At 49.1% G+C, this 14,989-nt stretch carries 13 protein-coding genes and 2 pseudogenes; 4 read left to right on the plus strand and 11 right to left on the minus strand.

The annotated features are described in order from the left end of the window. Nucleotides 1–849 precede the first annotated feature (849 nt). From galK to Q1Y74_RS00940, 4 genes and pseudogenes are all read right to left on the minus strand, one after another. The gene (gene galK, locus Q1Y74_RS00930; protein WP_300811817.1) at nt 850–2,004 is read right to left on the minus strand and encodes a galactokinase; all 1,155 of its coding nucleotides are present in this window, start codon (nt 2,002–2,004) and stop codon (nt 850–852) included. A 50-nt stretch (nt 2,005–2,054) separates the two neighbouring features. After that, nucleotides 2,055–2,345 (minus strand): annotated as a pseudogene (locus Q1Y74_RS13995) (MFS transporter); the annotation flags it as partial. Between the two features lie 186 nt (nt 2,346–2,531). Beyond that, nucleotides 2,532–3,545, minus strand: a pseudogene (locus Q1Y74_RS00935) (MFS transporter); the annotation flags it as partial. 58 nt (nt 3,546–3,603) lie between these two features. After that, nucleotides 3,604–4,704 carry an aldose epimerase family protein gene (locus Q1Y74_RS00940; RefSeq protein WP_300811819.1) on the minus strand — a complete coding sequence of 367 codons (1,101 nt, stop codon included), beginning with the start codon at nt 4,702–4,704 and terminating at the stop codon, nt 3,604–3,606. A gap of 197 nt (nt 4,705–4,901) precedes the next feature. Here Q1Y74_RS00940 and Q1Y74_RS00945 point away from each other — a divergent pair, with 197 nt between their 5' ends. Then, the gene (locus Q1Y74_RS00945) at nt 4,902–5,873 is read left to right on the plus strand and encodes a type I phosphomannose isomerase catalytic subunit (RefSeq protein WP_300811820.1); all 972 of its coding nucleotides are present in this window, start codon (nt 4,902–4,904) and stop codon (nt 5,871–5,873) included. A gap of 96 nt (nt 5,874–5,969) precedes the next feature. Here Q1Y74_RS00945 and Q1Y74_RS00950 read toward each other — a convergent pair whose 3' ends face one another. The 7 genes from Q1Y74_RS00950 to Q1Y74_RS00980 all read right to left on the minus strand — a co-directional run bounded on the left by Q1Y74_RS00950 (nt 5,970) and on the right by Q1Y74_RS00980 (nt 12,332). Next, complete coding sequence (locus Q1Y74_RS00950) at nt 5,970–6,221, minus strand: hypothetical protein (RefSeq protein WP_300811821.1); 252 nt, start codon at nt 6,219–6,221, stop codon at nt 5,970–5,972. Nucleotides 6,222–6,235: 14 nt separating this feature from the next. Beyond that, entirely contained in the window at nt 6,236–6,595 is a 360-nt protein-coding gene (locus Q1Y74_RS00955) for a phage holin family protein (RefSeq protein ID WP_300811822.1), read from the minus strand. Nucleotides 6,596–6,618: 23 nt separating this feature from the next. Beyond that, the gene (locus Q1Y74_RS00960; protein ID WP_300811823.1) at nt 6,619–6,828 is read right to left on the minus strand and encodes a YtxH domain-containing protein; all 210 of its coding nucleotides are present in this window, start codon (nt 6,826–6,828) and stop codon (nt 6,619–6,621) included. Nucleotides 6,829–7,412: 584 nt separating this feature from the next. Continuing rightward, entirely contained in the window at nt 7,413–8,060 is a 648-nt protein-coding gene (locus tag Q1Y74_RS00965) for a DedA family protein (protein ID WP_300811824.1), read from the minus strand. 41 nt (nt 8,061–8,101) lie between these two features. After that, nucleotides 8,102–9,511, minus strand: coding sequence for a tetratricopeptide repeat protein (locus Q1Y74_RS00970; RefSeq protein WP_300811825.1), 1,410 nt, complete (start codon nt 9,509–9,511; stop codon nt 8,102–8,104). Nucleotides 9,512–9,703: 192 nt separating this feature from the next. Continuing rightward, nucleotides 9,704–11,443 carry a glutamine--tRNA ligase/YqeY domain fusion protein gene (locus Q1Y74_RS00975; protein WP_300811826.1) on the minus strand — a complete coding sequence of 580 codons (1,740 nt, stop codon included), beginning with the start codon at nt 11,441–11,443 and terminating at the stop codon, nt 9,704–9,706. A 58-nt stretch (nt 11,444–11,501) separates the two neighbouring features. After that, nucleotides 11,502–12,332 carry a PstS family phosphate ABC transporter substrate-binding protein gene (locus Q1Y74_RS00980; protein WP_300811827.1) on the minus strand — a complete coding sequence of 277 codons (831 nt, stop codon included), beginning with the start codon at nt 12,330–12,332 and terminating at the stop codon, nt 11,502–11,504. Between the two features lie 227 nt (nt 12,333–12,559). Here Q1Y74_RS00980 and pstC point away from each other — a divergent pair, with 227 nt between their 5' ends. The 3 genes from pstC to pstA all read left to right on the plus strand — a co-directional run bounded on the left by pstC (nt 12,560) and on the right by pstA (nt 14,961). Beyond that, on the plus strand, nt 12,560–13,747 hold the full coding sequence (gene pstC, locus Q1Y74_RS00985) for a phosphate ABC transporter permease subunit PstC (RefSeq protein WP_300811828.1): 1,188 nt from the start codon (nt 12,560–12,562) through the stop codon (nt 13,745–13,747). A gap of 21 nt (nt 13,748–13,768) precedes the next feature. Further along, the gene (locus Q1Y74_RS00990; RefSeq protein WP_300811829.1) at nt 13,769–13,951 is read left to right on the plus strand and encodes a hypothetical protein; all 183 of its coding nucleotides are present in this window, start codon (nt 13,769–13,771) and stop codon (nt 13,949–13,951) included. A 149-nt stretch (nt 13,952–14,100) separates the two neighbouring features. Then, nucleotides 14,101–14,961: a phosphate ABC transporter permease PstA gene (gene pstA / locus Q1Y74_RS00995; RefSeq protein ID WP_300811830.1), complete on the plus strand. Its 861-nt coding sequence runs from the start codon at nt 14,101–14,103 to the stop codon at nt 14,959–14,961. Nucleotides 14,962–14,989 lie beyond the last annotated feature (28 nt).

The following is a 14,989-nucleotide window of genomic DNA, read 5'->3' on the forward strand; positions in this document are numbered from 1 at the left end:
CTTCTTTGATATATCTGTAATAGGGACACAATTGGGGGGTGTATTGTTTTTGTTCGGTCTGTTTTTTTTGATGCCATGTCCTGCCGGCTCGCTCTTGAGCGCTCAGGATTCTGACTTTGCGAGGCTCGGATTCATAGGGGGGGCGGGTGAAATGCAGGTCGGCATTGGCCCGAAGAAACTGACAAACGGTCGGCCTGGCGTTGATTTTGCTGACACAAGATTTTTGCTAAGAGTTCGGAATAGAAGGGCGAAAGCATTCTTCGCACTGTTTAGGGAGGGTACCGTGCAAGCTCCGTCTGTGCACAATGCCTGCATCGTCCGTTCACAATGCTTGCATCGTCCGTTCACAATGCTTGCATGGTCCGTCCACAATGCTTGCATTGTCCGTCCACAATGCTTGCATTGTCCGTCCACAATGCTTGCATTGTCCGTCCACAATGCTTGTTTGGACTACTCCAAAGTTTTGTTTGGGTATTCCGGAAGGGTCGTTGGGGCCTCTTGAAGTGGTTTGGGGGGGGCAATAAAGTGGGTGCTGGGGAGGCTCGGTGGCTGTTTTTCTCTCTCTCGTAAATGTAAGGATTTAGCTATTCGGATATTACACTGTGACTTATCTGTTTTTGGCATTCGTCCTTTCGTACAAACCTGGTGGAGGATTGAAATAACGGATTCTCGCGCATTAGGAAAGTCAATGTGTCAAAATGAAAAGTGCTGGTGGGTGACGTGTACTGTTGGAATGATAGCCATGATTGTTGAAGTTTGTGGGTAATACCTCAAAGTCTTTAATAAAAAAAGTAGGAAGAAAACACTTCGGGTTCTCTTCCTACTTGATTGATATGAATGATGTTGGACTTATTCCAGACGACGTGCACCGTCGCTTATGACAACGTCATAAACTTTCGGACTACGGCCGAACTTGTTCTTGAAATCTTCTTTGGCTTTGTTGATGAAAGTAGAATACAATTCTTCCTTAACCAGGTTGATGGTGCATCCGCCGAAGCCGCCACCCATGACGCGCGAACCGGTTACGCCGCAGTCAAAGGCAAGGTCGTTGAGGAAGTCGAGCTCTTCGCAGCTTACTTCGTAGAGCTTGCTCATGCCGTGGTGGGTTTCGTACATCTTCTGTCCTACGGTTTCGTAATCGCCTTTTTCCAAAGCGTCACAAACGTCGAGTACACGTTGGATTTCTTCAATCACGTATTCGGCGCGCTTGTAGTCTTCTTCACTGACGTCAGCCTTCACTTCGTTCAGCATTTCCATGGTGCAGTCGCGCAGGAACTCAACATTGGGATGGTTCTTCTTGACAGCGGCTACAACGGCTTCGCAGCTTTGGCGGCGTTTGTTGTAAGCGGAAGAAGCCAGTTCGTGTTTTACGACAGAGTCTACCAGTACCAAACGGTAGCCTTTGGGATCGAACGGGAAGTATTGGTATTCCAGTGAACGGCAATCGAGACGGATCAGATGGCCTTTCTTTCCAAATACAGAAGCAAACTGGTCCATGATGCCGCAATTTACTCCACAATAGTTATGCTCGGTAGCCTGTCCGACCTTGGCCAACTCAAACTTATCTATCTTGTTGTCGCCGAACAGGTCGTTCAGGGCGTATGCGTAAGTGCTCTCCAATGCGGCTGAAGAGGACATGCCCGCACCCAGAGGAACGTCGCCGGCAAATGCCGTGTTGAAGCCTTTCACATCAACGCCACGCTTGATCATCTCGCGGCACACGCCGAAGATGTATCTGGCCCAGCTTGCACGGGGAGCGTCTTCTTCGTTCAGTCCGAACTCTACATAATCCTTCAGGTCGATAGAGTAGGCTTTTACGAGGTTTGTTCCATTGGGTTTTATCTCGGCAATCATGCCTTTGTCGATGGCACCGGGGAATACAAAACCACCGTTGTAGTCTGTATGTTCACCAATGAGGTTGATGCGTCCGGGAGATGCATAGACTGCTCCTGTTGTTCCGTCAAAATGCTTGATGAAACGGCTTCTTACGTATTCTATATCCATAATACTTATGTTTTAATAAGGTGAATAATTTAATTACCTATATATTTCTTTCAATCCACCGGAATGTCTTTGTTGACATTCTTGCAACCTGCCAGACCGTAGTAGAGCAGGTAAGCCAGACAGGCGATGATGAGCCAGTAGCTGGCCATGTAGCCTACGCTGTCGGCAATGGCATTCTGAATGAGCGGCAGGATACCGCCACCAACGACCATCATCATGAAGATGCCCGATGCTTGGGCCGTGTATTTACCCAGACCTTCTACGGCAAGGTTGAAGATGCCACCCCACATGACAGACGTGCAAAGGCCGCACAATACCAGCAGGAATGCGCTCAGGGGGACTTTGGGGGTAGCCAAAGAACCAATCATTTCTTCGGGAGCCATATCGGCTTCTTCTTTCAGCGTTTCGGCGTAGGGGGTCAGGTCTACCGAGCTCGGGTTGGCGATGAATGCGGAAACCTGGTCGGCAGGAACGCCGGCATTGGTCAGGATTTCGGTGGTCTTGGCCACGGGGTCATATACAATCTTGGGTACATCAATACCAATGTTCTTGGGGAGGAACATGGCGATGACAATGAGAACGATGGCCGTAGCTGATACGGCAATCAGTTGGGCGCGGGTAGATACCTTGCCGCTGATGGCGCTACTGGCCGAACGGCCCACCAGCATGAGCAGCCAGTAAATGGCAGCAATGGCTCCTCCGATGGCAGCACCATTGATGAGGATGCCTGCACCTTTGCTGGAAGCATCGGCCAGGTAGAAGTTCAGTGTGCCCGGAATGCCGATTTCAATACCTACATAGACGAAGATGCCGATTACGCCCATTACTGTGTGGCGGAAGCTCCAGGGACTGTATTCAAATTTCTCTTTCTGTGCGCCACCTTTTCTCAGGTGTGGTTCGGGGATAGCCACGAAGGAGATGATAATGAATGCCGCAACAAACACGCCCATGGCGATGAACAGAAGCGGAGCTACATCGGACATGGCGGTCTTGGGAGTGACTGTACCAATCAGTGCGCCTACGAAGAGGGGGGTCAGTGTTCCCGAAAGCGAGTTGAGGGCGCCGCCCGTCTGGATGAGCTGGTTGCCTTTGTTGCCGCCACCGCCCAGAAGGTTAAGCATCGGGTTGACGACGGTGTTGAGCATACATACGCAGAAGCCGCAGATGAATGCTCCCAGCAGGTAGATGATGAAGTTGAGCTTGATGGTATATTCGCCCAATGTGAACACATCTACATTGGCTCCGACCAGGCTTGACAGGTATTGTATGAAAAGGCCGATGAAACCGATGGCCATGGCGATGAGTGAGGTCTTCTTATATCCGATTTTGACCAGCATGTTTCCTGCGGGAATACCCATAAACAGGTAGGCCAGAAAGTTCATCATGTTACCCATCATGCCCAGCGTGTTGGCACCTGCGTATTGGTTTTTCCATATCGTACCGAAAGGTGCGGCCAAATTGGTCACAAAAGAGATCATCGCAAAAATGAAGAACATGGTAATAATTGCGACGAGATTACCGTTCTGTTTCTGTTGTGTCATGGTTTTGAAAAGAATTAGGAGTTTATAAATTTATAATAAGGTTCTTTTTCAGGATGGGTTATGACTCAGTGATTCCAAATTTATAGATTGTGATTTGTTGGTATTCATCACCCGGAAGCAGTACAGCCGAAGGGAAGTGTGGCTTGTTGGGGGTGTCGGGGAAGCATTGTGCTTCGAAGCAGACGGCACTTCGTGCGGGGTAGGTGGCTCCGTGTGCGCCTGCAAAGCCTCCAAGCCAGTTGCCCGTGTACAGTTGTACGCCGTTTTCGGTGGTATATACCTCCATGGTGCGTCCGCTTTCGGGCTCGGTGCAGGTTGCTGCCAGGGTAAGCTCGCCGGCTTCGGTCTTGTTCAGCACATAGCAGTGGTCGTATCCGGTTCCGTTGATAAGTTGCTGGAACTTGTCATTAATCCGTTCGCCGATGGTGTGGGGCGTACGGAAGTCCATGGGTGTTCCTTCCACTTTACTGATTTCTCCAGTAGGAATGGACACTTCATCAATAGGTACATAAAAATCGGCGTTGATTGTAACAATGTTGTTCAGAACAGTAGGAGTGGGATTGGCTATGCCTGCCAGGTTGAAAAAACCGTGATTGGTCAGGTTGACTACGGTGGCTTTGTCTGTTGTGGCTCTGTATTCAATAACGAGGGCATTGGTTTCGTTTTCCAGCCGGTAGGTCATTTCTACCTCAAGGTTGCCGGGGAAGCCTTCCTCGCCGTCGGCGGAGGTGTAGTTGAAAATGACTGTTGTCGGGTCGGGTTGGACGGCATCCCAAACTCGGGTGTGGAAACCGGTGGGACCTCCGTGCAGGGAGTTGGGGCCGTTGTTGATGGCCAATTGATGTTTTTCTCCATATAAAGTGAATTCGCCCTTTGCAATGCGGTTTCCATATCTTCCGATGGTGGTGTTCAGAAATGGTTCGGGGCTATGAATAACACTTTCGATGTTGTCATGGCCCAAAACTACATTGGCATACTTGCCGTTTTTGTCTGGAACCATGATGGATAGGATGGCGCATCCGTAGTTAGTGACTGCAACTTCCATTCCCTGTGCATTTTTAAGGATAAACAGATCTGTTTTCTTACTATCTATATCCTTTTGAAAGTTCTTTTTGTCCAATCCGGACAAATTACCTTCTGTTGGGGTAGTGTTTATCATACGTGGTATTATTTAAATTTCTTGCAAATAAAACGAAATTCTTTTGTTCTCCCAAGTAAATGGAAAGAAATGTGAGGAATGTTTTAGGAAAGTTTAGCGTTTAACAATTGTGTGGTAAATTGAATTTTTTTGTATGTTTGTCGCATCTATAATCACTAAAAGTCACATTTATATTGAATGTCTAACTAAAACATCAAATGTATCCTCTAAAATTTGAGCCTATTTTGAAGCAGACGCTTTGGGGAGGCGACAAGATTATCCCATTCAAACATCTGAATGAAAACCTGACCAACGTGGGAGAGAGTTGGGAAGTATCTGCCGTAGAAGGCAGCGAGTCTGTGGTGGCAAACGGAGCAGACAAAGGACTTACCTTGTCCGAAATGGTCAGAAAGTACAAGGAAGAACTGGTTGGCGAGGAGAACTATTCCCGTTTCGGAAATAAGTTTCCTTTGTTGATAAAGTTCATTGACGCTAAGCTGGATTTGTCCATTCAGGTACATCCGGGAGATGAATTGGCCAAGAAACGGCATAACAGCTTTGGCAAAAATGAAATGTGGTATGTCATTGCCGCAGACAAGGGTGCCAAACTGATTTCGGGCTTTTCGGAGCAGATTACTCCCAAAGAATACAAGGAACGGGTATATAACGGGACTTTTGCCGAAGTACTTCAGACTTGCGACATTCAGCCGGGTGATGTATTCTATGTGCCAGCAGGCCGTGTACACGGCATCGGGGCCGGTGCATTTGTGGCTGAAATTCAGCAGACTTCGGATATCACTTACCGCATTTTTGACTATAACCGGAAGGATAAGGACGGGAAGTCGCGCGAACTGCATACGGCACAGGCTTTGGATGCCATTAATTTTGCCGATGTACAGGATGATTTCCGTACATCTTACGAGCATTTGAAAAACGAGCCGGTGGAGATTGTAGCAAGTCCTTATTTCACGACTTCTGTTTATGATATGACGGAAGAAATCTCCTGTGATTACTCTGAACTTGATTCGTTCGTCATCTTTATCTGTACGGAAGGAACTTGTCGGATGACGGATAACGAAGGCAATTCGTTTACATTGTGTGCGGGTGAGACGGTGTTGCTTCCGGCAACAACCCAAGAAATGACCATCGTGCCAGAAGGGAGTGTGAAGTTGCTAGAAACTTATGTGTGACAGTAATTGTTGAAAATAAATGAGGCCGCTTCTGGATTTCGTTTGAAAGGAGCGGCCTTCTTTATGGATGAACGGCTGAGAAAAGTGATGGGTGTGCTATCTGAAAGACCTTCGGAATCTTTTCATCAGTTTGATGCCCAAGACGATGCCGTCAAATATAGCCATACCTGTATTGAATGCCCGCATCATGGCACCAGCCTTCTTGGTGGTAGGTATGAAAGGGGTAAGCATGTTTCGCGTCAGGTTTGTCATCACCTCTTTCTGTTGGTCGAGCTCTTTCTTGAGCTGGGCTTTGCGCTGAATGATGTTTTCTAACGTGACGGTTTGTGAGGTGGGGATATTGTTCATTATCGTATGGCTTATTATTTGGATTTGTCAAGAAACAGACTGGCTATGAATTTGACCATCGGGTCAATAATCAGTTTCTTGGGGTAAATGTAAAGCAGAACCATCAGCAGAATGTGTAAGCAGGCTATCAGACCAAAACTGATGACAAGTCCGCCCACCATGGGGCTTATGACATAGGCTAGCGTAAAAGACAAATAGAACAAAGCCACCATGCCCAAGATGATGATTAAAAGCAACAGGATGAGGTTTGAAAGCAGTATGGATAACTTTTCAGTTACTTCCAGCTTGGTGTATTCTTTCTGGAGTTCCAGATATTTCTTGAACTCGATGACCAGTTGCCGGATATTTTCAATGCTTTTGTCGTCTCCAAACATAGTGGCTCTGTTTTTGGGTCGGTTTATTCAGCAGATTCGCCTTTGATTTCTGCGGCAATTTCGTCTACCAGGTTGTCCATGTCGTTGCGGTTCAGACGGATGCCTTTCTTGCGGAGAATCTCTGCAATTTTGTTACGGGTGTCTTCTCCTTTTTCGGGAGCGAATAATACGCCAAGAGCTGCGCCTACTGCTGCGCCGCCCAAGAATGCTGCTAAAATGTTCAATCCTTTCATAATAATGTTCCTTTCTTTGTTTTTAAAAGTTTATGTAGCAAAACTAACGATTTTTTTTTGAAAACAATTCTTTTTCCTCTTTTTTTTCTTACAATTTGCAAAGTTTATTGGATTGGAGGGTTGAACGGGCCTGAAAGGGGGCGTGAGGCCTCTGTCCGGTGACGAAATACGGCTATGAGATACTCGTGAAGGCCGTGCATGGCGGGGCTTCGGTTGTTGCTCATAGCCGGTTGCGGATTGCCTTACGGTTGTAGGGAACCTTCGCTTATTTTGTCTTCTTCTCAAGTTTCGGTTTTATCGACTATACCTTCATATAACAATTAGAAGATGTTTTGAGCGAAGCTAAACTTGCAGGAGTTAAAGGAATTAAAAGGAAGCCCCCTCCTACTCCCCCCGAAGGGGAGGGACCCCCCAAGGTGGGCTTAGGAGTAAAAGCCGATAGACAAGAAAATGAAGAATGAAGAATGATGAATGAAGAATTTATTAATCATTTACCATTAACCATTTACCATTCATAAAAGGTATCGGCTTAACTCCTTAACTTCTTAACTACTTAACAACCAGATAAATATTAAATCCGGAACTTAAGCTTTCTTCTTCTTGACTCCCTGGTAGATGAGGAAGAGGACCACCACAACGGCAATGCCCAGGATGGCGTAGCCCAGTTCGTGACTGTATTTGGTGGCCAATACATAGACATCGTTGGTAGTCTTGAGGTCGGTGAACTTATAAATCAGATAGCCGATGGTGGCCAGAATGGAGTTCCAAATGCCGGCCCCTAAAGTGGTGTAGAGCAGGAAAGGACCCATTTTCATGCCGGCCAGTCCGGCAGGGATACTGATGAGCTGGCGTACGGCGGGGATGAGACGCCCGAAGAAGGTGGAGGCCACACCGTGTTTCCTGAAGTATTCTTCGGCATGGCGTACTTTCTCTTCGTCGATGAGGCATAGGTGTCCGAAGCGGCTGTTGGCAAATTTATAGACGATGGGGCGTCCCAACCACTTGGCCAGGTAGTAGTTTACCAATGCGCCGAGGTCGGCTCCGATGGTGGCGAACACCACGACCAGAAAAATGTTCATACTGTCGTCGGCCATTGCCTTCCATGCGGCGGGCGGCACTACGGCTTCCGACGGAAACGGTATGAAGGAGCTTTCGATGGCCATGAAGATGGTTACTACCCAATAATTCAGATTCTCTAAAACCCATTTGAGGAGTTCTGCAACTGATTCCATGTTTTAAAGTTGTTGTTTTTATGATGAAAAATAGAATACTTTTATAAGTTCATGAGTTTTCTGAAGATTTTAGTCAGTTCTTCCGCATCGTTTTCTTTCAGCAATCGCTGGATGTTTTCTACATCTTTTGTATTGATGGGGACTTCACAAAGCTGGTTGTATTTCTGGAAGTTCTTCATGTCCATCATCATCAGATAGACTACGGACAGTCTTTCATTGATGCCTTCAAAGTCTGGCTCCATTTCTTTAACATGTTCGAAGGCCATTTGGGCAAATTCCAAATCTCCGGCTTCCAGACAGTTTTCACCGATATCGTACCATGTGTCGGCATAGGGTGAGTAAAGTAATGCCATGGACCATCTTTGGGCAGCTTTTTCACGGTTGCCTTCTTCTAGATAGATACGTCCTTCTATCAAATGGGCGTCTATGTCCTCCGGATTGATTTCGTATGCTTTCTTGCAATATTGGTGGGCTTTACGCTTGTTTCCCAACTTGTGGAGGCAAAGGGCTGCATTGGCATAGAATAGTGAAAGGGATTCTGAGTCTGGAGCGCTTGTACGGATGGCTTTCTCCAGGAATTTATAACCTTCTTCCCATTCTCCGTTTGTCAGTTTGTTCATGGCGATGACGCTGTTCACAAAGTCAGGTGCCACAATCTTGTACTTTTCGGCTATCAAATAGTTTTTTATGGCCTCTTCTTCGTTACCGAGATGAAAGAAGGCGTGTCCACGAGTAAGATAAGCTTCGGCATATTCTTCGTCACTGACGATGGCATAGTCGCAGGCTTCAATGGCTTTGTCATATTGTTGTGTATCAAGGTAACAGCGAGCTAGTCCGTACCAATAGGGAGCAGAGTAAGGATTTCTGTCTATTAATTTATTGTAGAACTTGATTGCTTCTTCATTTTTTCTTTCTGCATAAAGAAGATCGGCGGTAACTGCTATGTATGCTTCGTCGTCGGTGTATCGTTCCTCGCCTTGTTTCAACCATGCTCTAGCTTTTTCTAGGCAAGCCATATCAATGAAAGTATAGACTATTTCAACGATATCGGCTAAAGTTTCTTCGCCTTTAATCGTATCGAGCAGCTTTTCTGCTTCGTCCATTCTTCCTTCACCTAATAAAATGTTTGCTTTCAATATTTTTACCTCTGGTGAATAGTCGTCGCGTATGCTGTCCGCTATTTGTTTGGCCTTTTCTCGATTTCGGGAGTCTAAATACAGATAAGCTTGTTCCACCAGTAATGGGGTGCTTTCAGGGTGTAGCTCCAGCCCGTATACTGTAATTTCCATGGCGGCTTCATGTTTGCCGCGAAGGGCATACCAGTCTGCCAAATCTGCACAATCGTCTGCATCCAAATAAATGGATTTCCCTTCGGTTTTGGCCGCTTCGTATTGTTCAGATAGTTCAAACAATTCTTTGTCCCTTCCGGAATACAGGTTCTTTCTATTCATTGATGATGAGTTCCTTTTTTTGCTCGTTATAAACTTTCTGTTGGATTTTTATAAAACGTGCAGGGACGGAGTTTCCGTCCTTGCACGCTTAGAAAATAGTTTCAAAGACGTGTGATGCTTGGAAAAAGTCGGATAAGGGAGCTGTTTGACTTTATTTCTCCAAGCATTTTAGTCCCGATGAATCCAATCCCGTCATTTGTTGATTTTTCCCCAAGTGTCCTTCAAACCTACCGTACGGTTGAATACCATCTTCTCGGGCGTGGAGTCGGGGTCTACGTTGAAATAGCCGATGCGTTGGAATTGCAGGTAGGTGAGGGGAGCCATGCCTGCGGCAAACTTCTCGATGTAGCAGCAGGGCAGTACTTGGAGAGAGTCCGGATTTATGATTTCCTTCATGGCAGTCAGGGCGTCGCAATTCTTTGCTTCGCGGATGGCGGCCAACTCGTCGCGCGGATTCTCCACCTTCCACAAGCGGTCGTACAGGCGTACTTCGGCTTCAAGACAATGGGCGCAGCTCACCCAATGCAGGGTACCTTTCACCTTGCGGTTGGCGCCCGGCATTCCGCTTTTTGACTCGGGGTCGTATTCGCAATAGACTTCCACTACCTCGCCTGCTTCGTTTTTCTTGCATCCTGTACACTTGACGATGTAGGCGTTTTTCAGGCGCACTTCCTGACCGGGAGTCATGCGGAAATATTTCTTGGGAGCGTCTTCCATAAAGTCATCACGTTCCATCCACAATTCGCGGCTGAACTCGATGAGGTGACTGCCTTCTTCGGGACGTTCGGGGTTGTTGATAGCTTCCATCTCTTCAACCTGCCCCTCAGGATAGTTGGTAATGATGAGCTTCACGGGGGTCAGCACGGCAGATATACGTGTGGCTCGTTCGTTCAAGTCTTCGCGGACGGCGCTTTCCAGCAGGGCGAACTCGTTCAGGGCATCGTAGGTGGTATAGCCAATCTTGTCGATGAACTTATGGATGGACTCGGGCGAGTAGCCGCGACGGCGGAAACCACAGATGGTCGGCATACGGGGGTCGTCCCATCCGTTGACCAAGCCTTCCTTAACGAGCGTCAGCAGGTTGCGTTTGCTCATCAGGGTATAGCTCAGATTCAGCTTGTTGAACTCATACTGGCGGGGGCGGTTGTCGTCCAGGTCCTTGCCTTCTTTCAACCAGTCGACGAAGAGGTCATATAACGGGCGGTGAACTACGAACTCGAGCGTACAGAGCGAGTGGGTGACACCTTCGAAGAAATCGCTTTGTCCGTGGGCAAAGTCGTACATCGGATAGGCTTTCCATTTGGTGCCTGTGCGATGATGGGGATGCTTCACCACGCGGTAGATGATGGGGTCGCGGAAGTGCATGTTGGGATTGGCCATGTCAATCTTGGCGCGAAGCACCATGGCACCTTCCTCAATCTCTCCGCTGTTCATCTTCTGGAAAAGCTCCAGGTTCTCTTCGATGGGGCGGTTGCGGAAGGGGCTTTCCACGCCGGGCTGGGTGGGAGTGCCCTTCTGGGCGGCAATCTGTTCGGAAGTCTGTTCGTCAATGTAGGCTTTTCCCTCCTTGATGAGGCGGATGGCAAAGTCCCAGAGTTGCTGGAAGTAGTCAGAAGCATAGTATTCGTTGCCCCACTGGTAGCCCAGCCACTGGATGTCTTCCTTGATGGCTTCCACGTACTCTACGTCTTCTTTGGTAGGGTTGGTGTCGTCAAAGCGCAGGTTGCAGACGCCGCCGTGTTTGGCGGCGATGCCGAAGTCGAGGCAGATGGCTTTGGCATGTCCGATGTGGAGGTAGCCGTTGGGCTCGGGCGGGAAACGCGTCTGTACTCTTCCCCCATTCTTTCCTTCTTTCAAGTCGTTCTCTACTATCTGTTCAATGAAGTTCAGGCTTTTCTTTTCGCCCGCTTCTTCGTTCTTTATTTCTGCCATAGTGTGTTATAGTTATTCGTATTCTGACGCAAAAATACGACTATTTTTTTGTATATCGTTATTTGACGGGAATATATCCGCTCTTTTTAATGATTTCTTGTCCCGCGGGCGAGAGGATAAATTGGAGGAGCGGCTCCACCTGGTTGGCATTGCGTTGGTTGTAGTAGTAGTAAAGCGGGCGGACGATGGGATAAGTCTTGTTGACGGCGTTCTCCAGTGTGGGGGCGGCAAAGTGAGTGCCGTCGTATGAGACGTTGAGTGACTTGACGCGGGGGGATACGTAGGCAAGCCCTACATAGCCGATGGCGCCGCGTGTCTGGCTGACGGACTGGATGATGGCTCCCGTGGCGGGCATGGAGAGGCTGCTGCTCATGTAGTTCTTGTTCTTCAGCACGCTTTCCTTGAAAAACTCGTAGGTGCCCGAGGAGGTCTCGCGGGAGTAGACTACGATTTTGCGGTCTTCGCCCCCCACTTCTTTCCAGTTCGTGATTTTTCCTCGGAAGATGTCCTCCAGTTGTTGGCGTGTCAGTTGGCTGACTGGATTGGACGGATGCACCACTACGGCCAGGGCGTCGTAGGCAACGGGAACTTCCACCAGCTCTTCGCCGAGTTTTTTGGCTTTCATCTTCTCGCTGAACTTGATGCTTCGCGAGGCCATGCCGATGTCGGTCGTCCCGTCCAGCAGGGCGGATATGCCTACACCCGAACCTCCGCCTGTCACGGTGACGCGGGCGTTGGGGTGGAGGGCCATGAAGCGTTCGGCGGTCTGTTGCGCAATGGGGAGTACGGTGTCGCTTCCCTTGATGCGTTGTGCCTGCACGTTGTTGGCCGTCAGCGTGAGGAACAGAACGGCCAGCAGGATGAGTGGGGTTTTCACTGAGTTTTGCATAATGGTTCTTGTTAGTTGGGCGACTTCCTCCTTTGGAATAAAGGCGGAAATCTGTTTTCAAATCTTTGTTGCAAAGAAAACAAATGGATGTTACATTTGTTTTACAAACAGTGTCGGGGGAGGGGTTGTAATACAAATGTAATACACTTGTAACATTTCTTTCAAACTCCAGTCACACTTCCTTAACACGTTCTCCGTTTCTTTGCATACAGAAATCAATAGGCAACATGAAGAAGTTTTTTGAAAAGATTGTTGAAGGCATACTGGCATGCAGCGGTTTCGTCACCAGCCTCACCATTGTGCTCATCGTCCTCTTCCTCTTCTCGGAGGCGGTGGGGCTGTTCAGCAGCAAGGTGATAGAAGAAGGCTATGTGCTGGCCTTGAACAAAAATAACCGTGTGGAGGAGCTCTCACCCCTCCAGATAAAGGACGTGTTTGATGAAGAAATCACCAACTGGGCGCAGGTAGGGGGCGAGGACATGCCTATCAAGGTTTTCCGCCTGGAGGATATTACCCAATATTATAGCGAAGACGATTTGGGCGCCGCTTACGAACATGCGGGCCGCTGCATCACCGACCTGGTGGAACGTACACCGGGCATCATCGCTTTTGTGCCCCGACAATTCATTGTACACCCTGACTCAGTGCATTTGCTGAAGGACAATACCATTTCTGTTAAAGATGTGTTTGCAGGCGCCGAGTGGTTTCCCACGGCCACTCCCGCGCCTCTGTTCGGCTTTCTGCCGCTGGTGGCGGGCACCTTGTGGGTCAGCTTCTTTGCCATTCTCATTGCCTTGCCTTTCGGGCTGGCGGTTGCCGTCTACATGTCCGAGGTGGCCGATTCGCGGGTGCGCAACCTGCTGAAGCCCGTGGTGGAGTTGCTGAGCGGCATCCCGTCGGTGGTCTATGGCTTCTTCGGGCTGATTGTGATTGTGCCCTTCCTGCAACAGGTGTTCGACCTGCCTGTGGGCGAGAGCGGGTTGGCGGGCAGCATCGTGCTGGCCATCATGGCTCTGCCCACCATCGTCACCGTGACCGAGGACGCCTTGCGCAATTGTCCGCGGGCCATGCGCGAGGCCAGCCTGGCGTTGGGCGCTTCCCAGTGGCAGACCATTTATAAGGTAGTGATACCTTACTCCATATCGGGCATCACGTCGGGAGTGGTGCTGGGCATAGGCAGGGCTGTGGGCGAGACGATGGCGGTACTTATGGCGACGGGCAATGCCGCGGTCATCCCCCATACCATCTTGGAACCGCTGCGCACCATCCCCGCCACGATAGCGGCCGAGCTGGGAGAAGCGCCTGCCGGAGGTCCCCACTACGAGGCTTTGTTCCTGCTTGGAGTTGTCTTGTTTTTCATCAGCCTGCTGATTAACTTTACGGTAGAAGCCGTCTCTTCGAGGAGGAACCGATGAATGGGGTGGTTATGTCACGGTATGATAGAAAACAGGGTGGCGGAATTGAAACAACGCATGTTTTCAAAAGGTATAAAGTCGGAAACAGGCGGTCAGGAAAAAGTTTCAAAAGTTGTCGTGACAATGAAACCTTTGGTTTCAAATTGGTTTCATCGGTTGAAACCATCGGTTTCATTGAATGAATCTACCGGTTTCATTGCTTGAAACCAGTAGTTTCAAGCAATGAAACCATTTTGAAGATTAGGGGAAAGAAAAAAGAGAAAGAAGACTGTTGCGGAAACATCTGTTATGAATCCGGCATTTGATGAGCTGGTTTGATTCCGCCGACGGGTATATAAAAAGAATAAACGAATATGATTCATAAAAAACAACTTTCACAGAGTGTGGCCTTCGGCCTGTTCCGCCTGCTGAGCGTGGGCGTGGTGCTTGTCCTGTTTTCCATTTTGGGATTCATTATATATAAAGGTATAGGAGTCATCAGCTGGGAGTTCCTGACCACGGCTCCTGCCGACGGCATGACGTCCGGCGGCATCTGGCCCGCCATTGTGGGCACTTTCTGCCTCATGGCGGGCAGTGCGCTGTTCGCCTTCCCCGTCGGGGTGATGAGCGGCATCTACATGAACGAATATACGCCCAAGAGCTGGGTGGTGCGCTTCATCCGTGTGATGACCAACAACCTGAGCGGCGTGCCTTCCATCGTGTTCGGCCTGTTCGGCATGGCTTTGTTCGTCAACTACCTGGACTTTGGAGACAGCATCCTGGCCGGTTCGCTTACCTTGGGCTTGCTGAGCCTGCCGCTGGTCATCCGCACCACGGAGGAAGCCCTGAAGGCCGTGCCCGACAGCCTGCGCGAAGGAAGCCGTGCGTTGGGAGCCACCAAACTCCAGACGGTGTGGCACGTGGTACTCCCCATGGGGATGCCCAACATCATTACGGGGCTTATTCTGGCCTTGGGACGTGTGTCGGGCGAGACGGCGCCGATACTCTTCACCTGTGCCGCCTACTTCCTTCCCCAGCTTCCCACCGGCATCTTCGACCAGTGCATGGCCTTGCCCTACCACTTGTACGTCATATCCACCAGCGGCACCGACATGGAGGCACAGCTTCCCATAGCCTATGGGACGGCACTGGTGCTGATAGTCATCATTCTGCTGGTGAACCTGCTGGCCAACGCCTTGCGGAGGTTCTTTGAGAAAAAGGTGAAGAGCAACTGAGAACGTCTACAGGAAGGCGGTCGCAGAC

This window comes from uncultured Bacteroides sp., from assembly GCF_949298305.1.
Taxonomy (GTDB): domain Bacteria; phylum Bacteroidota; class Bacteroidia; order Bacteroidales; family Bacteroidaceae; genus Bacteroides.